Here is a 17,985-nt window from a genome sequence, read left to right as displayed (position 1 = left end):
GATTGCGTGGTTCTCGCCACCTGATGGGCACGGCGGCGGGATCGGCGGGCTACTCTCGCGCTGCTGTCCGGTACCCGGTGGTTGGGACTGGAACGGTATTGGAGGACGACGTGGCGATTGCTGCTGGTCGCACGGGCCCCCGGCTGCGGGTCGGAGTCATTTCGGCCGGTCGGGTGGGTGCCGTGCTGGGTGCGGCGCTGCGGCGCGCGGGTCATCAGGTGGTCGCGGTTTCCGCGGTGTCCGAGGCTTCGCTGCGCCGGGCCGAGGAGCTGCTCCCCGGGGTCGCCGTGCTGCCGCCCGACGAGGTCGCCCTGCAGGCCGACCTGGTGCTGCTGGCCGTGCCGGACGACGCGATCGCCGGGCTGGTCCGCGGCCTGGTCGCCACCGATTCGCTGCGCGGCGGGCAGATCCTGGTGCACACCTGCGGCGCGCACGGCGTGGACGTCCTCGCTCCGGCTGCCGACATCGGCGTGCTGACCCTGGCGCTGCACCCGGCGATGACATTCACCGGTCGCGCGGAGGACGTCGAACGCCTCGCCGCCGCCTGCATGGCCGTCACTGCGTCCACTGTGGACGAGGCGGGCTGGCACGTCGCCGAGGCGCTCACGCTGGAGCTCGGGATGGAGCCGGTGCGGGTTCCGGAGGAGTCCCGCCGCCTCTACCACGCCGCGCTCTCGCACGGCGCCAACCACCTGATCACGCTGGTCAACGAGTGCGCCGAGCTGCTGCGCGGCGCTGGCATCGACGTCCCGGACCGGGTCATGGCGCCGATCCTGTCCGCCTCGCTGGACAACGCGCTGCGCCTCGGCGACCGCGCCATCACCGGCCCGGTGATGCGCGGCGACGCCGGCACGGTCCGCGCGCACCTGGCGGCGCTGTCCGACGCGAACCCCGAGATCGTGCCCAGCTACCGCGAGCTGGCGAAGCGAACCGCGCAGCGCGCCGAGGAGGCCGGAATCCTGCGCGCGGACGGGGCTGCGGCGGTCCGCGAAGCGTTGGACGAGGAGCCGTCATGAGCCGTGCGAGCACTGGAGTCGTCATGAGTGAAAGCCCGGGTTTCGCACAGGGCGAGCTGACCGTGCACAACGAACCCGCCCAGCTGGGCCGGGTCACCCGCGCCCTGCGGGCCACCGGCCGCCAGATCTACCTGGTGCCGACCATGGGCGCGCTGCACCGCGGCCACCTGGAGCTGATCCGGCGGGCCCGGGACATCAACGCCGTCACCGTGGTGTCGATCTTCGTGAACCCGCTGCAGTTCGGGCCGAACGAGGACTTCGACCGCTACCCGCGCACCTTCGAGGACGACCTGGCGGCGTGCCGGGAAGCCGGGGTGGAGCTGGTCTTCGCGCCGTCGGTCGAGACGATGTACGGCACCGACCCGCAGATCACCGTCCACTCCGGACCGCTGGGCGAGCAGCTGGAGGGCGCCTCCCGGCAGGGGCACTTCGACGGGATGCTCACCGTGGTGCTGAAGCTGCTCAACATCGTGCGCCCGGACCTCGCGTTCTTCGGCGAGAAGGACTACCAGCAGCTCGTGCTGATCCGGCGGATGGCGCGGGAGCTGAACCTGGACGCCCGGATCCAGGGCATCCCAACCGTGCGGGAAGCGGACGGCCTGGCGCTGTCCTCCCGCAACGCCTACCTCACCGCCGAGCAGCGCGAAGCGGCGCTGGTGCTCTCGGCGTCGCTGACGGCCGGGGCGCACGCCGCTGCGGCCGGGGCGGACGCGGTGTTCAAGGCCGCCGGTGCGGTGCTGGCCACCGAACCGTCGGTGGCGGTCGACTACCTGGAGCTGCGCGACACCGAGCTGGGCCCGGCCCCGGCCGAGGGCCAGGCGCGGCTGCTGGTGGCGGCCAAGGTCGGCTCGACCAGGCTGATCGACAACGCGCTGGTGCTGCTGGGCAGCCCCGGGGTGTCGGAGCAGCCGTGAGTCGGGGAAGGCGCCCGTCGAACCGGATCGGGCGTCGCGCAAGATACGTCGGCAAGCCGCGGTATCGGCAGTAGGAGGTCTGCGATGTTCCGCACCATGCTGAAGTCCAAGATCCACCGAGCGACGGTGACCCAGGCCGACCTGCACTACGTCGGCTCGGTGACGGTGGACGCGGACCTGATGGAGGCCGCGGATCTGCTGGAAGGCGAGCAGGTCGCGATCGTCGACGTCACCAACGGCGCGCGGCTGGAGACCTACGTGATCACCGGCGAGCGCGGCTCCGGGGTGCTCGGCATCAACGGTGCGGCCGCGCACCTGATCGAGCCCGGCGACCTCGTCATCCTGATCTCCTACGGAGTGATGGACGAGATGGAGGCGCGTTCGGTGCGGCCGAAGGTGATCTTCGTCGACGCGGACAACCGGATCGTGGAGCGGGGCGAGGACCCGGCCAGCGCCCCGGCGGGCTCCGGGCTCACCAGCGGCGCGGTGCTCGCCGATCCGACGGCCGAGACGGACGACGCCGCGAAGCTCGACGCCCTCCTGCAGCAGCCGGAGCACTGAGCAGCTGTCGTGAGCGATCGTTTCCGGTAAGCACCGGAAACGATCACTCACGAGTCGTGACCTGGCACGAATCTCCCCGAAGGGACGAACGACGGTGCTGCTCGCCATCGACGTCGGAAACACCAACATCGTGCTCGGCCTCTACCCCGACCGCCCGGGCGTCGCGGACGCCGACGTCGCCACGACGCTGGTGCGGGACTGGCGGATGCGCACCGAGCCGCGGATGACCGCCGACGAGATGGCGCTGACCATGCGCGGGCTGCTCGGCGACTACGCCGACGAGATCACCGGCATCGCGGCGCTGTCCACAGTGCCCGCGCTGCTGCGCGAGCTCCGCGTGATGCTGGGCCGCTACTGGAGCGACGTGCCGCGCGTGGTCGTCGAGCCGGGCGTGCGCACCGGGGTGCCGCTGCTGGTGGACAACCCGAAGGAGGTCGGCGCGGACCGGGTGATCAACACCCTGGCGGCGCACCACCTGCACGCGACGAACTGCGTGGTGGTCGACTTCGGCACGTCCACGAACATCGACGTGATCTCGTCCAAGGGCGAGTTCCTGGGCGGCGCGTTCGCCCCGGGCATCGAGATCTCGCTGGACGCGCTGGCCTCCCGGGCCGCGCAGCTGCGCAAGGTCGAGCTGGTCCGCCCGCGCTCGGTGATCGGCAAGAACACCGTGGAGTGCCTGCAATCCGGCATTCTCTTCGGATTCGCGGGCCAGGTGGACGGGCTGGTGCGCCGCATCGTCGCCGAGCTGGAATCCACCCACGGCGGCCCCACCACGGTCCTCGCCACGGGCGGCCTGGCCCCGCTGGTGGTCACCGAGTCCACGACGATCACCCACCACGTCCCGGACCTGACGCTGCTGGGCCTCCGCCTCGTCTTCGACCGGAATTTCCGCTGATATCTCAGGACTCGTGAGCATTTCGGACCGCTATAGCGATCCAAACCACTCACGAGCACAACGGAAATACGGGTGTGAATCCGCAGTGAGAAGCCGTCTGGGGTTCGGTTGCTCGCACCGCCGTGCAACGCGAGCCCGGAAACAGGAGGACGTGGTGTCAACCGCTGAAAGGATGCCTGGTGGTGGGCTCGGAGAGGGCGAAACGTACCCTTGGAGGCCGTGACTGACCAGGACCTTCCCAACCCCCCGGCAACCAGCGCTGACGGCGTCGACGACCTGCCGGAACAGATGCGGATCCGGCGGGAGAAGCGGGAGCGCCTGCTCGCCGCCGGAGTCGATCCCTACCCGGTGAACCTGCCGATCACGCACGGCCTCGCCGAGGTGCGCGCCGCCTATCCGGACCTGGAGCCCGACACCGCCACCGGCGACCAGGTCGGCGTCGCGGGCCGCGTGATGTTCTTGCGCAACACCGGAAAGCTCTGCTTCGCCACGCTGCGCGCCGGCGACGGCACCGAGCTGCAGGCCATGCTCAGCCTCAAGCAGGTCGGCGAGGACTCGCTGGCGGCCTGGAAGGCCGATGTCGACCTCGGCGACCACGTCTTCGTGCACGGCGAGGTGATCACCTCCCGGCGCGGCGAGCTCTCCGTGATGGCCGACGAATGGCGGATGGCGGCCAAGACGCTGCGCCCGCTGCCGGTGATGCACAAGGATCTCGGCGAGGAAACCCGCGTCCGGCAGCGCTACGTCGATCTGATCGTGCGGAAGCAGGCCGCCGACACGGTGCGCACTCGCGCCGCGGTTCAGCGATCGTTGCGGGATTCCTTCGACCGGCGCGGTTTCGTCGAGGTGGAAACACCGATGTTGCAGACGCTGCAAGGCGGTGCCGCCGCTCGCCCGTTCACGACGCATTCCAACGCGTTCGACATCGACCTGTTCCTGCGGATCGCGCCGGAGTTGTATCTGAAGCGATGCGTGGTCGGCGGGATCGAGAAGGTTTTCGAGATCAACCGGAACTTCCGCAACGAGGGCAGTGATTCTTCCCACTCGCCGGAGTTCGCGATGTTGGAGTTCTACCAGGCATATGCCGATTACAACGACATGGCAGACCTCACCAGGTCGCTGATCCAGGAAGCGGCCGAGGCGGTCGCGGGTTCGCAGGTGGTCACCTGGTTCGACGGGACCGAGTACGACTTGTCCGGCGAGTGGGCGTCGCTGCGGATGTACGACTCGTTGTCGGAAGCGCTGGATTCTGAGATCACCCCGGAAACTCCAGTGGAGGCGCTGCGCAAGTACGCGGACTCCTACGGATTGCAGACCGATCCCGCGCACGGCCACGGAAAGCTCGTCGAGGAGCTGTGGGAGCACCTGGTCGGCGATCATTTGACCGCGCCGACGTTCGTTCGCGACTTCCCGTTGGAGACCTCGCCGCTGACCCGGCAGCACCGCACCGAGCCGGGGTTGGCGGAAAAATGGGATCTGTACGTTCGCGGGTTCGAGCTCGGGACCGGATACTCCGAACTCGTCGACCCGGTCGTGGAACGCGCTCGGCTCGAGGAACAGGCCGCACTCGCGGCCGCCGGAGACGACGAGGCCATGCCGATCGACGAGGACTTTCTCCGCGCCCTGGAGTACGGAATGCCGCCCAGCGGTGGGGTCGGAATCGGTATCGACCGGTTGTTGATGGCGTTGACCGGTCTCGGTATCCGGGAGACGATCCTGTTCCCGCTGGTCCGGCCGGAATGACCCGATCAGGGCGGGAGACGGTGAATTTTCCGGCCCGGGTGAGTGCATTATCGCAGTTACTGCGCTAACCTGTGCTCAGAATGTTCCGGTGACGGCTTATTGACGTACTCGCAAGGGAGTTGCGCTCCTGGCGGATGTCGCTGTCCCGCTATTGCACATTTTTTGCTCCGGGGAGGACTTCGAAGATGGCGCAGAAGGTCACAGTCACCCTTGTCGACGATCTCGACGGCGGGCAGGCGGATGAAACCGTCGAGTTCGGATTGGACGGCGTCTCCTACCAGATCGACCTTTCCGCCGACAATGCCGGCGAGTTGCGGGATGCGCTGGCGAACTACGTCTCCAACGCGCGCCGGGCCGGCGGCCGCAAGAAGCCGGGTCCGCGGCCGGGCGCCACGGCGCGTTCCGCCGGCGGTTCCACGAGTGCCGATCGCGAGCAGAACCAGGCCATTCGGGAATGGGCTCGCAAGCGCGGTCTGAAGGTGTCGGACCGGGGCCGTATCCCCGCCGACATCGTCGAGCAGTACCACCAGGCGAACTGAAGTAACCGACGCCGAGGGGCGTTTGCGAGGCTCACCGGCCCGCAAACGCCCCTCGTTGCGTTCGGATAACTCTTATTCGCCGCTTAAGGGTCGAAAAGTGGCGACTGATCAACACGAGATCTTGTCCGATTACGGCCCGAGTTGCCCTTTTTCCCGGTTGCCCGCGGCGCCGGTCGCCTGCCGCCCGCTGCCGACATGTGACATCGGACATTCCGGCCCACCCTGTTGGCACGACCTTAGGTCGGCCTAACCTAAGTGCGGTCCGGACGAGTGAACATGAGGGAGTGGGACGTGAGTCGCAGCGTGGCCGTCGACAGCCCTCGTGGATCCGGACAGGCTTCGGCGTCGACGGCTTCCGGCGGTGACCGCCTGCGACAACGCCGGCGCCGCCGGGTCACGGGCATCGTCGTCCTGCTGATCGTGCTGGCGGTCAGCTGCGTGCTCAGCGTGGTGATCGGCGCCAAGACGATCCCACTGGCGGACGTGTGGGCCGGGCTGTTCGCGCCGACCGGCACGGAGAACGACCTGATCATCCGCGAGCTCCGGGTGCCGCGCACGGTGGTCGGCGTCCTCGCGGGCGCGGCGCTGGGCCTGGCAGGGGCGCTGATGCAGGGCCACACCCGCAACCCGATCGCCGACCCGGGCATCCTCGGCATCACGCAGGGCGCGGCGCTGGCCGTCGTGCTCGCGGTCTACACCTTCGGCGTCACGACGCTGCTCGGCTTCATCTGGTTCGGCTTCGCCGGCGCGCTGCTCGGCGCGATGGCGGTGTTCGCGATCGGCTCCATGGGCCGCGGCGGCCCGACGCCGGTGACGCTGGCGCTGGCCGGCACCGCGATCAGCCATCTGCTGCAGGCCATCACCTCGGCGCTGGTGATCTCCGACCAGCAGACCATGGACACCTACCGGTTCTGGAAGGTCGGCTCCATCGCGATCAGCGACACCGCCGTGATCCCGCAGGTGGTGCCGTTCCTGGTGGCCGGCGTCGTGCTGGCGCTGGCGAACGCCTCCAGCCTCAACGCGCTCTCGCTCGGCGACGACGTGGCCCGCTCGCTCGGCCACCGCGTGGAGTGGGCCCGCCGGGCGGGCATCGCCGCGATCGCGATCCTGGTCGGCGGCGCGGTCGCGATCTGCGGGCCGATCGGGTTCGTCGGGCTGATCGTGCCGCACGTGGCCCGCTTCTTCACCGGCGCCGACTACCGCTGGCTGCTGCCGTTCGCCGGGCTGCTGGGCGCGTCGCTGGTGCTGCTCGCCGACGTGCTCGGCCGGATCGTGGCGCGGCCGTCCGAAGTGCAGGTCGGGGTGATGCTGGCGATGGTCGGCGCACCCTTCTTCATCGCGCTCGTGCGTCGCCGGAAGTTGGTGCGGTTGTGACCCAGGTCCTCGACAGCGAGCAGTCGGGCGTCGCCGGCCGGCGATCGGTCCGGGTGGGCCCGTTCTCCGCGGTGCTGCGCTTGCGGCCGCTGCTGGCGCTGCTGGGCGGCCTGGCCGTGCTGCTGGCCGTGTTCGTGCTCAACGTCGGGCTCGGCGAGTACCAGATCAGCCCGGTCGAGGTGCTCAGCACGCTGTTCGGTGGCGGCGACCGGGCGCAGCAGATCATCATCTGGGAGCTGCGGCTGCCGAGGTCGCTGACCGGCCTGCTGGTCGGCGCCGCGCTCGGCCTCTCCGGCGCGATCATGCAGGCCCTCGCCCGCAACCCGCTGGCCAGCCCGGACATGCTCGGCATCACCTGGGGCGCGGGCACCGCCGCGACGCTGGTGATCGTGCTCGGCGGCACCGCGGGCAGCCTCGCGGGCGCGCTGGCGAACTACGGCCTGCCGCTGGTGGCGCTGGCGGGCGGGCTGGTCACCGGCATCGCGGTCTACGCGCTGGCCTACCGCCGCGGCGTGGACTCCTTCCGGTTGGTGCTGGTCGGCGTCGGCGTCAGCGCGCTGGCGGGCAACGCGACCTACTGGCTGCTGACCGTCGGCGACGTCACCGAAGCGAGCCGGGCCATGGTGTGGCTGACGGGCAGCCTCAACGCGCGCGGCTGGGAGCACGTGATCCCGGTGGCGATCGCCCTCGTCGCGCTGATCCCGCTGACCTTGATCGGCGCGCACGTGCTCGGCGCGCTGCAGTTCGACGACGACACGGTGCGCGGCCTTGGCGTCCGGGCGGACTTCTCGCGCGGCGCGCTGCTGCTGGCCTCGGTCGTGCTGGCGTCGATCGCCACCGCCGCGGCCGGGCCGATCCAGTTCGTCGCGCTGGCCACCCCGCAGATCGCGCTGCGCGTGGCGCGCACCTCTCGGCCGCCCCTGCTGACCTCGGCGGTGCTCGGCGCCGCGCTCGTCGTCGGTTCGGACGTGATCTCCCGGACCGCCTTCGGCGGCACCGAGCTGCCGGTCGGCATCATCACCGCCATCCTCGGCGCCCCGTACCTGATCTACCTGCTCGTTCGTCGGTACCGGGAGGTCCGCGCATGACCGCATCCGCCACGTCCAACCAGGCCGCCGCTGAGCAGCGCGAAGACCGGCGGCGGGAGCGGCTGCACGCCAGCGACCTGCAGCTGGCCTACGGCGACCGCGTCATCGTCGACGGCCTGGACTTCGACGTCGTGGACGGCACCATCACCGCGGTGATCGGCCCGAACGGCTGCGGCAAGTCGACGCTGCTGCGCGCGCTGGGCCGGCTGCTGAACCCGCGGCGCGGCAGCGTGCTGCTGGACGGCAAGCAGATCCACAAGATGTCCACCAAGGAAGTCGCCAAGGTGCTCGGCGTGCTCCCGCAGTCGCCGGTGGCGCCGGAGGGCCTGACCGTCGCGGACCTGGTCGCCCGCGGCCGGCACCCGCACCAGTCCTGGTACCGGCAGTGGTCCTCCGACGACGAGTCGGCGGTGGCCGAGGCGCTGGGCATGACCGGCATCGCCGACCTCGCCGACCGCACCCTGGACGAGCTCTCCGGCGGCCAGCGGCAGCGCGCCTGGCTGTCCATGGCCTTGGCGCAGGGCACCGACCTGCTGCTGCTCGACGAGCCGACCACCTACCTCGACCTCTCGCACCAGGTGGACGTGCTGGAGCTGGTCGGGCAGCTGCACGACGAGAGCGGTCGTACCGTCGTGATGGTGCTGCACGACCTGAACCTGGCCGCCCGCTACGCCGACCGGCTGGTGGCGATGAAGGCCGGCGCGATCGTCGCCGAGGGCGAGCCGGGCGAGGTCCTCACCGAGGAGTTGCTGGCCGAGGTGTTCGGGTTGAACGCGCGGGTGATTGCTGATCCCGTCGCGGGTACCCCGATGGTGGTGCCGGTCGGCGGACGGCGTGGCGCACCCGCCGATCAGTCCAAGCAGTAGGACTCTGTTCGCGCTGAGCGGACAGGGCCATCCGATCGGTCGAAATCCGGAATCCCGCAGGCCAGCGAGCCGTTAGTCAGGGTGCCGGACAAGAATGTGGGCAGTAGGCCGTAGCGGGCACGGACCGCGACCGGGTGGGGCTACTACAGTGGTCCTCAAGAGTGCTGAACCCGTCGTGGGCATCGGCGATGCAGGAGCCGTGTCCCGGAACGAGACCGCCGGCGCAGCAGTCAGGGAGTGCGAATGTTCGAGAGGTTCACCGACCGCGCGAGGCGGGTGGTCGTCCTGGCCCAAGAAGAGGCCCGGATGCTCAACCACAACTACATCGGCACCGAGCACATTCTCCTGGGCTTGATCCACGAGGGTGAGGGTGTCGCCGCCAAGGCGTTGGAGTCGCTGGGTATCGCGCTTGAGGGCGTGCGCCAACAGGTCGAGGAGATCATCGGCCAGGGGCAGCAGGCTCCCAGCGGACACATCCCGTTCACCCCACGGGCCAAGAAGGTGCTGGAGCTGTCGCTTCGGGAGGCGCTGCAGCTCGGCCACAACTACATCGGCACCGAGCACATCCTGCTCGGGCTGATCCGCGAGGGCGAAGGCGTCGCCGCGCAGGTGCTCGTCAAGCTCGGTGCGGACCTCAACCGGGTGCGCCAGCAGGTGCTGCAGCTGCTGTCCGGCTACCAGGGCAAGGAGCCCGCGGAGGCCGGTGGCCGCGGCGAGGGCACGCCGTCGTCGTCGCTGGTGCTGGACCAGTTCGGCCGCAACCTCACGCAGAGTGCCCGCGAGGGCAAGCTCGACCCGGTGATCGGCCGGGAGAAGGAAATCGAGCGGATCATGCAGGTCCTCTCGCGGCGCACCAAGAACAACCCGGTGCTCATCGGCGAGGCCGGCGTCGGCAAGACGGCGGTCGTGGAGGGGCTGGCCCAGAAGGTCGTCAAGGGCGAGGTGCCCGAGACGCTGAAGGACAAGCAGCTCTACACCCTGGACCTGGGCTCGCTGGTCGCCGGTTCCCGGTACCGCGGTGACTTCGAAGAGCGCCTGAAGAAGGTGCTCAAGGAGATCAAGACCCGCGGCGACATCATCCTGTTCATCGACGAGATCCACACCCTGGTCGGCGCGGGCGCCGCGGAGGGTGCGATCGACGCGGCGAGCATCCTCAAGCCGATGCTGGCCCGCGGCGAGCTGCAGACCATCGGTGCCACCACGCTCGAGGAGTACCGGAAGTACGTCGAGAAGGACCCGGCCCTGGAGCGCCGCTTCCAGCCGATCCAGGTCGGCGAGCCGTCGCTGCAGCACACCGTCGAGATCCTCAAGGGCCTGCGGGACCGCTACGAGGCGCACCACCGGGTGTCGATCACCGACTCCGCGCTGGTCGCCGCGGCGACCCTGGCCGACCGCTACATCAACGACCGCTTCCTGCCGGACAAGGCGATCGACCTGATCGACGAGGCCGGCGCCCGGATGCGCATCCGCCGCATGACCGCGCCGCCGGACCTGCGCGAGTTCGACGAGAAGATCGCCGACGTGCGCCGGGAGAAGGAGTCCGCGATCGACGCGCAGGACTTCGAGCGGGCCGCCCGCCTGCGGGACGAGGAGAAGCAGCTCCTCGGCCAGAAGGAGGAGCGGGAGAAGCAGTGGAAGGCCGGTGACCTCGACGTGGTCGCCGAGGTCGACGACGAGCAGATCGCCGAGGTGCTGGCGAACTGGACGGGCATCCCGGTGTTCAAGCTCACCGAGGAGGAGACGACCCGCCTGCTGCGCATGGAGGACGAGATCCACAAGCGGATCATCGGCCAGAACGACGCGGTCAAGGCCGTGTCGCAGGCGATCCGCCGCACCCGTGCGGGCCTGAAGGACCCGAAGCGGCCGTCGGGGTCGTTCATCTTCGCCGGCCCGTCCGGTGTGGGTAAGACCGAGCTGTCGAAGGCGCTGGCGGAGTTCCTGTTCGGGGACGACGACGCGCTGGTGCAGATCGACATGGGCGAGTTCCACGACCGCTACACCGCCTCGCGGCTGTTCGGTGCCCCTCCGGGCTACGTCGGCTACGAGGAGGGCGGCCAGCTCACCGAGAAGGTCCGCCGCAAGCCGTTCTCCGTGGTGCTCTTCGACGAGATCGAGAAGGCGCACCAGGAGATCTACAACACGCTGCTGCAGGTGTTGGAGGACGGCCGCCTGACCGATGGTCAGGGCCGCACGGTGGACTTCAAGAACACGGTGCTGATCTTCACCTCGAACCTCGGTACGCAGGACATCTCTAAGGCCGTCGGCCTGGGCTTCTCCAGTGGTCAGGGCGCTGAGTCCAACTACGAGCGGATGAAGAACAAGGTCAACGAGGAGATGAAGAAGCACTTCCGGCCGGAGTTCCTCAACCGCATCGACGACGTGATCGTCTTCCACCAGTTGACGGAGCAGGAGATCATCCAGATGGTCGATCTGCTCTCTGGCCGGGTGGAGAAGGCGCTCAAGGCCAAGGACATGGCCCTGGAGCTGACCGACAAGGCGAAGAAGATGCTGGCCAAGCGCGGGTTCGACCCGGTGCTTGGTGCGCGGCCGCTGCGCCGGACGATCCAGCGGGAGATCGAGGACAAGCTGTCCGAGAAGATCCTGTTCGGCGAGATCCAGCCGGGCCAGATCGTGATCGTGGACGTCGAGGGCTGGGACGGGGAAGGCGCCGACGACAAGGCGCACTTCACCTTCCGCGGCGAGCAGAAGCCGTCGCTGGTCCCGGACGCCCCGCCGGTCGCGGTCTCGGCGTCCTCCGACGAGAAGCCGGAGGGCACGGACTCCGAGTCCGCCTGACGCAAGTCCCAGAAGGCCCCGCGCTCCACGGCGCGGGGCCTTCTGCGTTGGGTTCACGGGGAACGGTTGTGGAGGAGTTTGGGTGCGGGCTGAACTGGCCGAGTTCCTCAGGGATCGGCGGTCCCGCGTCGGGCCCGCCGATGTCGGGCTCGAGGCGAGCAGCGGTCGGCGGACGCCCGGGTTGCGGCGGGAAGAGGTCGCGCGGCTCGCCGGGATTTCCGTCGACTACTACATCCGCATGGAGCAGGGGCGCGGGCCGCGGCCGTCCCGGCAGGTGCTCAACGCGCTCGCCGGCGCGCTGCGGTTGTCCGGCGACGAGCGGAACTACCTGTTTCGCCTGGTAGGCGAGGCTCCATCGGTGGTGTCGTCGCGGGAGGTCCCGGCGAGCGTGCTGCGGCTGCTGGAGCGGTTCGACGACGTTCCCGCGCTGGTGCTCGACGTCAAGTACGACATCCTCGCCTGGAACCGGATGGCGGTGGGCCTGATGGGCGACTTCGGCCGCCGGCGCGAGAAGGAGCGCAACATGCTCTGGTGGATGTTCTGCCACCAGCCGTCGGTGCTGGACACCGAGCACGGGCGGCGGTTCGCCAAGTCGTGCGTGGCGAGTGTGCGCGCCGCCGGTCGTTATCCGGGCGATCCCGGCGTTCGCGCGCTGGTCGACGAGCTCAGCGAACGGAACCCGGTCTTCGCCGAGATGTGGGCCGCGCACGAGGTCCAGGTTCAGCGCAGCGCGCAGAAGCGTGGCCTGCACCCGGTGCTCGGCGAGCTGGAACTGGATTCCGAGGTCCTGTTGATCCCCGAGCTGGATCAGCGGCTGATGTTCTTCACCGCCGCTGAGGGCTCTTCCTCGGAGCGGGCGCTGCAGAGCCTCCGGGACTGGGATCGGCAGTCCTAGGTTCGACCGGTCTCTGCCGGGCGTCTTCCATCGCGGCGATCGTGGTGGCACATCGCTGGAAGGAGATCAAATGACGATCCTGGTGACCGGTGGACGCGGCAACGTGGCGCGCAGCGTGGTCGAGCAGCTGTTGAGCGCCGGGGAGAAGCCGCGGGTGATCAGCCGCGATCCCGCCGCCACCCGGCTGCCGGAGCAGGTCGAGGTGGTTCGCGGTGACCTCGCCGAACCGTCGGCGGAGGTGCTGGACGGGGTGTCCGAGGTGTTCCTCTACGCCGATCGCGGCGGCGTGGGCGGTTTCCTGGACGCCGCCCGATCCGCCGGTGTGGAGCACGTCGTGCTGCTGTCGGCCAACGTCGTCACGACCCCGGGCGACCCCGACGATCCGCTGATCCGGCTGCATGGGTCGGCCGAGCGTGCGGTGCTCGATTCCGGGCTGACCTGGACCTTCCTGCGGCCGGGAGGTTTTGCCACGAACGCCCTGGCGTGGGCGGAGTCGATCCGCGCCCGGGGCATCGTCGCGGCGCCGTACCCCGACGCGCACACCGACGCGATCCACGAAGCGGACATCGCGGCCGTTGCGGTGCGGGCGCTGACCGAGCCCGGCCACGGCGGCAGGGCTTACCCGCTGAGCGGGCCGCAGTCGATCACGCAACGCGAGCAGGCCCAGGCGATCGCGGCGGCGATCGGCCGCCCGGTCGAGTTCGTGCCGCAGAGCCCGGACGAATACCGCGCGACGATGGCCGGGCTCGGCATGGCGCACATCGCCGACACGCTCCTGCGCTACCTCGCGGGCCAGGACGGCCGCCCGCTTCCGGTGGTGAACACGGTGGAGGCCCTGACCGGCCGCCCGGCCCGCTCTTTCGCCCAGTGGGCCGCCGACCACGCGTCGGATTTCCGCTGACCAGCCCGGTGCGGAGTCGGCGCAATTTCGCGAGGAGTTGCGCCGGCTCGGTGGCGCGGTTCAGCGGATGCGGCGGATTTCTTCGGTCGGGGCTTCGGCGCTGACCCGGGCGAGCCGGACCGTGGGGGCTTCCGACAGTTCGCGCTCGCGGCGGTTGTTCCGGATGCGGATCGCGATGAACGCCGCGACCGTCAGGATCGCCGTGATCAGGACCGCGCGGGAGAACAGGCCCGCGTACTCCTCGACGAGGTACCAGCTCTGGCCCAGCAGGTAGCCGGCCAGCACGAAGACCGTGTTCCAGATCAGGCTGCCGAGCGCGGTGAACAGGGCGAACGTGGCCAGGCGCATGCGTTCGACGCCGGCCGGGAGCGAGATGAAGCTGCGGAACAGCGGGATCATCCGCCCGAAGAACACCGCCTTGACGCCGTGCTTGGCGAACCAGGCCTCGGTCCGGTCGATGTCGGAGATCTTCACCAGCGGGATCTTCGCGGCGAGGGCGCGGGTGCGGTCGCGGCCCAGCGTCGCGCCGATGCCGTAGAGCGCCAGCGCGCCGATCAGCGAGCCGAGCGTCGTCCACAGGATCGCGCCGATGACCGACATGTTGCCCTGGCTGGCGGTGAATCCGGCCAGCGGCAGGATCACCTCGGACGGGATGGGCGGGAAGAGGTTCTCCAGGGCGACGATCATCCCCGCTCCCGGGCCGCCGAGCACCTCCATCACGGAGATCACCCAGGCGGCGAAGCCGGTCGGTTCGGCGGAGGTGGCGGCCAAGGTCGTCAGATCCATTCGAGCGGCTCCGGGTTGCGCCCCGCCCGGACGGTGTGGAGCACGTCGGCGTGCGAGCCGTGCCGGCGGAACAAGATCGGTGGTATGTCCGTTTCTTCCATGATTCCAGCCCGCAGCGGCACTCCGGCCTCGCGAGAGGTGATCTGTCCCATACTTCACGGGCCGCGCTCGCGAGGGAGATGTCCGATTTTGCCTGAAATCGGATCGGCCGAACCAGGCAAAACGGGCTCTGATTCGGCCTGAGTTTGGGCGCACTCGGCGCGTCGGGCGCCTGACGATCTCTCGGGTTTCGGCGTGCGGTTCCGTGCGCACCGCCCGAAATGGCAGGCACCGGGTCGGTGCCGTCTGCGAAGCTGGTGCGGTGCGCGTGGCGTTGCTGGGGCCCTTTCGGCTGAACGCACCCGACGGTCGGGCGATAGAGGTCGGCGGCCTCCGGGTGCGGATGCTCCTCGCGCGACTCGCGCTCGACGCCGGCCGCACCGTCTCCACCGAGCTCCTCATCGCCGACCTCTGGGGCTCCGCCCAGCCGGCCGGCGCGCTGAACGCGCTCCAGTCGCTGGTGTCTCGCGCGCGCCGCGCGCTCGCGGGCGAGCTGTCCTTGCGCTCCGACCAGTCGGGCTACGCCCTCCTGGTGGATCCCGATGACGTCGACGTCATCCGCTTCGCTTCGCTCGCGGCCGAGGGGCGGCGCTTGCTTCGCGGCGGCCGGGGCGATGCTGCCGCCGCCGCGCTTCGCGAGGCGCTGGCGTTGTGGCACGGGGATGCTCTCGTCGACTTCGTCGACGCGCCGTTCGCCGAGGCGCAGGCCGCGCGCTTGGCGGAGCTGCGTCTGGCCGCGATCGAGGATCGGGCGGATGCCGATCTCGGTGCTGGTCGGCATGCCGATCTGGTGCCCGAGTTGGAGGGGCTTTGCGCGCGCTTTCCGCTGCGCGAGCGGCTCACGGCGCTGCGCATCCGCGCGCTTTACGCGTCCGGCAGGCAGGCCGATGCGCTTGCCGCTTACGAGGCTTTGCGGCGCCGTTTGGATCAGGAGCTCGGTGTGTCGCCGTCGCAGGAGCTCCGGGATCTGCAGGTCGCGCTGCTGCGTGGCGATCCAGGCTTGTCGCCGCGATCGGAGCCGGATGCGCATGCGGAGCTGCGGTGGGCGCCGATCAGGCCGGTGTTGCCGACCCGGTTGAGCAGCTTCGTCGGCCGGGAGCGGGAGATCGAGCGGGTTCGCGCGGAGCTGGCGGATTCCCGGCTGGTCACCCTGTTCGGTCCCGGCGGCGCGGGGAAGACGCGGCTGGCGATCGAGACCGCCGCCGGGATGTCGGATCGGCGGGTGTGGTTCGTCGAGCTCGCGCCGGTGCGCGACGGGCAGGACGTGACGGCGGCGGTGCTCGCCGCGCTCGGGGTGCGCGAGACCCGGCTGCTGGAATCGCCGATGAAGCACGCGTTGAGCCGGGCGGCGGACCTGTTCTCCGCGGAACCGGCGCTGCTGGTGCTGGACAACTGCGAGCAGGTGATCGAGGCCGCCGCCGAGTTCGTGCAGGAGGTGCTGAGCCGGGCACCGCAGCTGCGGGTGGTGGCGACCAGCCGGGAGCCGTTGGCGCTGACCGGTGAGCGGCTGCTGCCGGTCGGGCCGTTGGCGCTGCCGGAGGCCGAGGACGCGGCGCCGGAGGCCGCGGCGGTGCGGCTGTTCGTGGATCGGGCGGCCGCCGCCCGGCCCGGTTTCGCGCTCGACGACGGCAACACCCGCGACGTGGTGGAGATCTGCCGCCGGCTGGACGGCATGCCGCTGGCGATCGAGCTGGCGGCGGCCCGGCTGCGGGCGATGAGCGTCCGGCAGGTCGCCGAGCGGCTCGACGACCGATTCCGGTTGCTCACCAACGGGAATCGCACCTCCATGCCGCGGCACCGGACGTTGCGCGCGGTGGTGGAGTGGAGCTGGGACCTGCTGACCGGGCCGGAGCAGGTGCTGGCCAGGCGGCTGTCGGTCTTCGCCGGGAACGCATCGGCCGACGCGGTCTCCGCGGTGTGCGCCGATGCCGGGATGCCGGCCGCGGACGTGTTCTACGTGCTCGTCTCGCTGGTGGAGAAATCCCTGGTGGAGGCGGTCGATTCGGAACTCGGCATGCGGTACCGGATGTTGGAGACGGTGCGCGCGTTCTGCGCCGAGAAGCTCGCCGCGGCCGAGGAGAAGGATGGCCTGCGCAGCTCGCACGCGACGCACTTCGTCGAGTTCGCCGAAGCCGCCGCGGTCCGGCTGCACGACGCGGAGCAGATCGACTGGCTGAACCGGCTGGATGCCGACCACGACAACATCATCGCCGCGCTGCACTGGGCGACCGAATCCGGCGACGCGGACCGGGGATTCCGGTTGGGCGCTGCGTTGAGCTGGTACTGGTCGATGTCCGCGCAGCACGACGAGCTGAAGGGCCGGCTGGAAGAGGTGGCGGCCCTGCCGGGCGCGGCGCAGCCGGAGAGCCGGGCGGTCGTCGACCTGATGTTGGTGATGTCAGCCGACTCCACCCCCGACTGGGCCGCGGCCCTGCGCACCGCGGTGACGGCGGTCCGCGACACCGGCGCGCGGTTCCGCTACCTGTACGCGACGGTGATGGAACCGATCGGGTGGATCCTGATCCGCGAACAGTCCGAATTGGACAGATGCGTCGAGCGGGCGCTGCGGCACCCGCACCCGTGGGCGCGGGCCGCCGGCCTGTTCTGCCGGGGATTCGGCGCGGAACACAACGGAAATCCCATCGCGGGGGAGAAGGACATGCGCGCCGCGCGCACCGAGTTCCGCGCCATCGGCGACCGGTGGGGCAGCGCGCAGACCACCACCAGCATCGCCGAATTCCGGTCGCGGCGCGGCGACCACGAAGGCGCGATCGAGGCGTTCCAGGAATCGGTCGAGACGTTCCGCGAACTGCGCGCCACCGAAGAGCTGGTGCCGGTGCTGGCGAGGATCGGCATGGAGCGGCTGCGCGGCGGCGACCTCGACGGGGCGCGCGCCGACCTGCTGCGCGCCGAACGCATCGGCCGGAACAGGTTCCTCTACCACCAGATCTCGGCGTTGACCGGACTCGCCGAGGTCGCCCGGATCTCCGGCGACCGCGATCAGGCCCGCGACTACCTGGCCGCGGCGCGGGCGGCACTGGCCGAGTCGGCAATGGCACCGGAACCGCTGCGGCAGATGGAGCTGCTCGGCGAAGCGAAGCTGTGCCTCGAAGAAGACGAGCTCGACGAGGCGCAGGCGTTGCTCGCCGAAGCCTTCGCCGTGGGACTGGAGCTCCGCGACATGCCGCTGAACGCGACCCTCGCGGAGCAGGCGGCACGCGTCGAGTTCGCCGCCGGGCGGCCGCAGCGGGCGGCACGCCTGATCGGCATCGCCGTCGTGCTGCGCGGCCTGGTCGACGAAGGAGACCCCGAAGTGCGAGCGCTGGTGCGCGAGCTGGCCGAGGAGCACCGCGCAGAGCGCGACGGCGCAGCCGCGCTCTCGCGGGACGACGCCTTCGCGGAGCTCCGCGACGCGCTGGGGGCTTGAGGGGCGTCAGCCCCGATTCCGGCGGCGCAGCCGGTTCGCCGAACCTGCGGTCGGTCCCTCCCGCCCCCGACGCGGGAGGGCT

General features: G+C 70.2%; 14 protein-coding genes. 13 read left to right on the top strand and 1 reads right to left on the bottom strand.

What is annotated here, in order from left to right; genetic code table 11:
* Positions 1 to 116: 116 nt before the first annotated feature.
* From AB0I53_RS05760 to AB0I53_RS05705, 12 genes are all read left to right on the top strand, one after another.
* Entirely contained in the window at positions 117 to 1,016 is a 900-nt protein-coding gene (locus AB0I53_RS05760) for a DUF2520 domain-containing protein (RefSeq protein WP_358597266.1), read from the top strand.
* A 23-nt stretch (positions 1,017 to 1,039) separates the two neighbouring features.
* A complete protein-coding gene (gene panC, locus AB0I53_RS05755) occupies positions 1,040 to 1,930 on the top strand; it encodes a pantoate--beta-alanine ligase (protein WP_358597058.1) in 891 nt (296 codons plus the stop codon).
* Between the two features lie 84 nt (positions 1,931 to 2,014).
* A complete protein-coding gene (gene panD, locus AB0I53_RS05750; protein ID WP_358597055.1) occupies positions 2,015 to 2,491 on the top strand; it encodes an aspartate 1-decarboxylase in 477 nt (158 codons plus the stop codon).
* A gap of 94 nt (positions 2,492 to 2,585) precedes the next feature.
* Positions 2,586 to 3,389: a type III pantothenate kinase gene (locus AB0I53_RS05745; RefSeq protein WP_358597052.1), complete on the top strand. Its 804-nt coding sequence runs from the start codon at positions 2,586 to 2,588 to the stop codon at positions 3,387 to 3,389.
* 288 nt (positions 3,390 to 3,677) lie between these two features.
* Positions 3,678 to 5,132: a lysine--tRNA ligase gene (gene lysS, locus AB0I53_RS05740; RefSeq protein ID WP_358597263.1), complete on the top strand. Its 1,455-nt coding sequence runs from the start codon at positions 3,678 to 3,680 to the stop codon at positions 5,130 to 5,132.
* 185 nt (positions 5,133 to 5,317) lie between these two features.
* On the top strand, positions 5,318 to 5,671 hold the full coding sequence (locus tag AB0I53_RS05735; protein ID WP_358597049.1) for an Lsr2 family protein: 354 nt from the start codon (positions 5,318 to 5,320) through the stop codon (positions 5,669 to 5,671).
* A 291-nt stretch (positions 5,672 to 5,962) separates the two neighbouring features.
* Positions 5,963 to 7,045: an iron ABC transporter permease gene (locus AB0I53_RS05730; protein ID WP_358597046.1), complete on the top strand. Its 1,083-nt coding sequence runs from the start codon at positions 5,963 to 5,965 to the stop codon at positions 7,043 to 7,045.
* Positions 7,042 to 8,133 carry an iron ABC transporter permease gene (locus tag AB0I53_RS05725; protein WP_358597043.1) on the top strand — a complete coding sequence of 364 codons (1,092 nt, stop codon included), beginning with the start codon at positions 7,042 to 7,044 and terminating at the stop codon, positions 8,131 to 8,133. The genes AB0I53_RS05730 and AB0I53_RS05725 overlap by 4 nt, the downstream gene beginning before the upstream one ends.
* A complete protein-coding gene (locus AB0I53_RS05720) occupies positions 8,130 to 8,999 on the top strand; it encodes an ABC transporter ATP-binding protein (RefSeq protein ID WP_358597040.1) in 870 nt (289 codons plus the stop codon). Before AB0I53_RS05725 ends, AB0I53_RS05720 begins: the two co-directional genes overlap by 4 nt.
* 243 nt (positions 9,000 to 9,242) lie before the next feature.
* Positions 9,243 to 11,795 carry an ATP-dependent Clp protease ATP-binding subunit gene (locus tag AB0I53_RS05715; protein WP_358597037.1) on the top strand — a complete coding sequence of 851 codons (2,553 nt, stop codon included), beginning with the start codon at positions 9,243 to 9,245 and terminating at the stop codon, positions 11,793 to 11,795.
* An 82-nt stretch (positions 11,796 to 11,877) separates the two neighbouring features.
* Positions 11,878 to 12,690, top strand: a complete 813-nt coding sequence (locus AB0I53_RS05710; RefSeq protein WP_358597034.1) for a helix-turn-helix transcriptional regulator — start codon at positions 11,878 to 11,880, stop codon at positions 12,688 to 12,690.
* 70 nt (positions 12,691 to 12,760) lie between these two features.
* On the top strand, positions 12,761 to 13,591 hold the full coding sequence (locus AB0I53_RS05705) for an NAD(P)H-binding protein (protein WP_358597031.1): 831 nt from the start codon (positions 12,761 to 12,763) through the stop codon (positions 13,589 to 13,591).
* A gap of 60 nt (positions 13,592 to 13,651) precedes the next feature.
* Here AB0I53_RS05705 and AB0I53_RS05700 read toward each other — a convergent pair whose 3' ends face one another.
* The gene (locus tag AB0I53_RS05700) at positions 13,652 to 14,377 is read right to left on the bottom strand and encodes a DedA family protein (RefSeq protein WP_358597028.1); all 726 of its coding nucleotides are present in this window, start codon (positions 14,375 to 14,377) and stop codon (positions 13,652 to 13,654) included.
* 361 nt (positions 14,378 to 14,738) lie between these two features.
* Between AB0I53_RS05700 and AB0I53_RS05695 the strand changes: the two genes are divergently transcribed.
* On the top strand, positions 14,739 to 17,903 hold the full coding sequence (locus tag AB0I53_RS05695) for a BTAD domain-containing putative transcriptional regulator (protein WP_358597025.1): 3,165 nt from the start codon (positions 14,739 to 14,741) through the stop codon (positions 17,901 to 17,903).
* Positions 17,904 to 17,985 lie beyond the last annotated feature (82 nt).

Origin of the sequence: Saccharopolyspora sp. NPDC050389, assembly GCF_040655595.1 — a bacterium.
Lineage (GTDB): Bacteria > Actinomycetota > Actinomycetes > Mycobacteriales > Pseudonocardiaceae > Saccharopolyspora.
This window is presented reverse-complemented; position numbering and strand designations above follow the sequence as displayed.

Coding starts and splice junctions, on each gene's coding strand:
- panC (WP_358597058.1), top strand. CDS start 1,040: ATGAGTGAAAGCCCGGGTTTCGCACAGGGCGAGCTGACCGTGCACAAC.
- AB0I53_RS05735 (WP_358597049.1), top strand. CDS start 5,318: ATGGCGCAGAAGGTCACAGTCACCCTTGTCGACGATCTCGACGGCGGG.
- AB0I53_RS05705 (WP_358597031.1), top strand. CDS start 12,761: ATGACGATCCTGGTGACCGGTGGACGCGGCAACGTGGCGCGCAGCGTG.
- AB0I53_RS05700 (WP_358597028.1), bottom strand. CDS start 14,377: ATGGATCTGACGACCTTGGCCGCCACCTCCGCCGAACCGACCGGCTTC.
- AB0I53_RS05715 (WP_358597037.1), top strand. CDS start 9,243: ATGTTCGAGAGGTTCACCGACCGCGCGAGGCGGGTGGTCGTCCTGGCC.
- lysS (WP_358597263.1), top strand. CDS start 3,678: ATGCGGATCCGGCGGGAGAAGCGGGAGCGCCTGCTCGCCGCCGGAGTC.
- panD (WP_358597055.1), top strand. CDS start 2,015: ATGTTCCGCACCATGCTGAAGTCCAAGATCCACCGAGCGACGGTGACC.
- AB0I53_RS05720 (WP_358597040.1), top strand. CDS start 8,130: ATGACCGCATCCGCCACGTCCAACCAGGCCGCCGCTGAGCAGCGCGAA.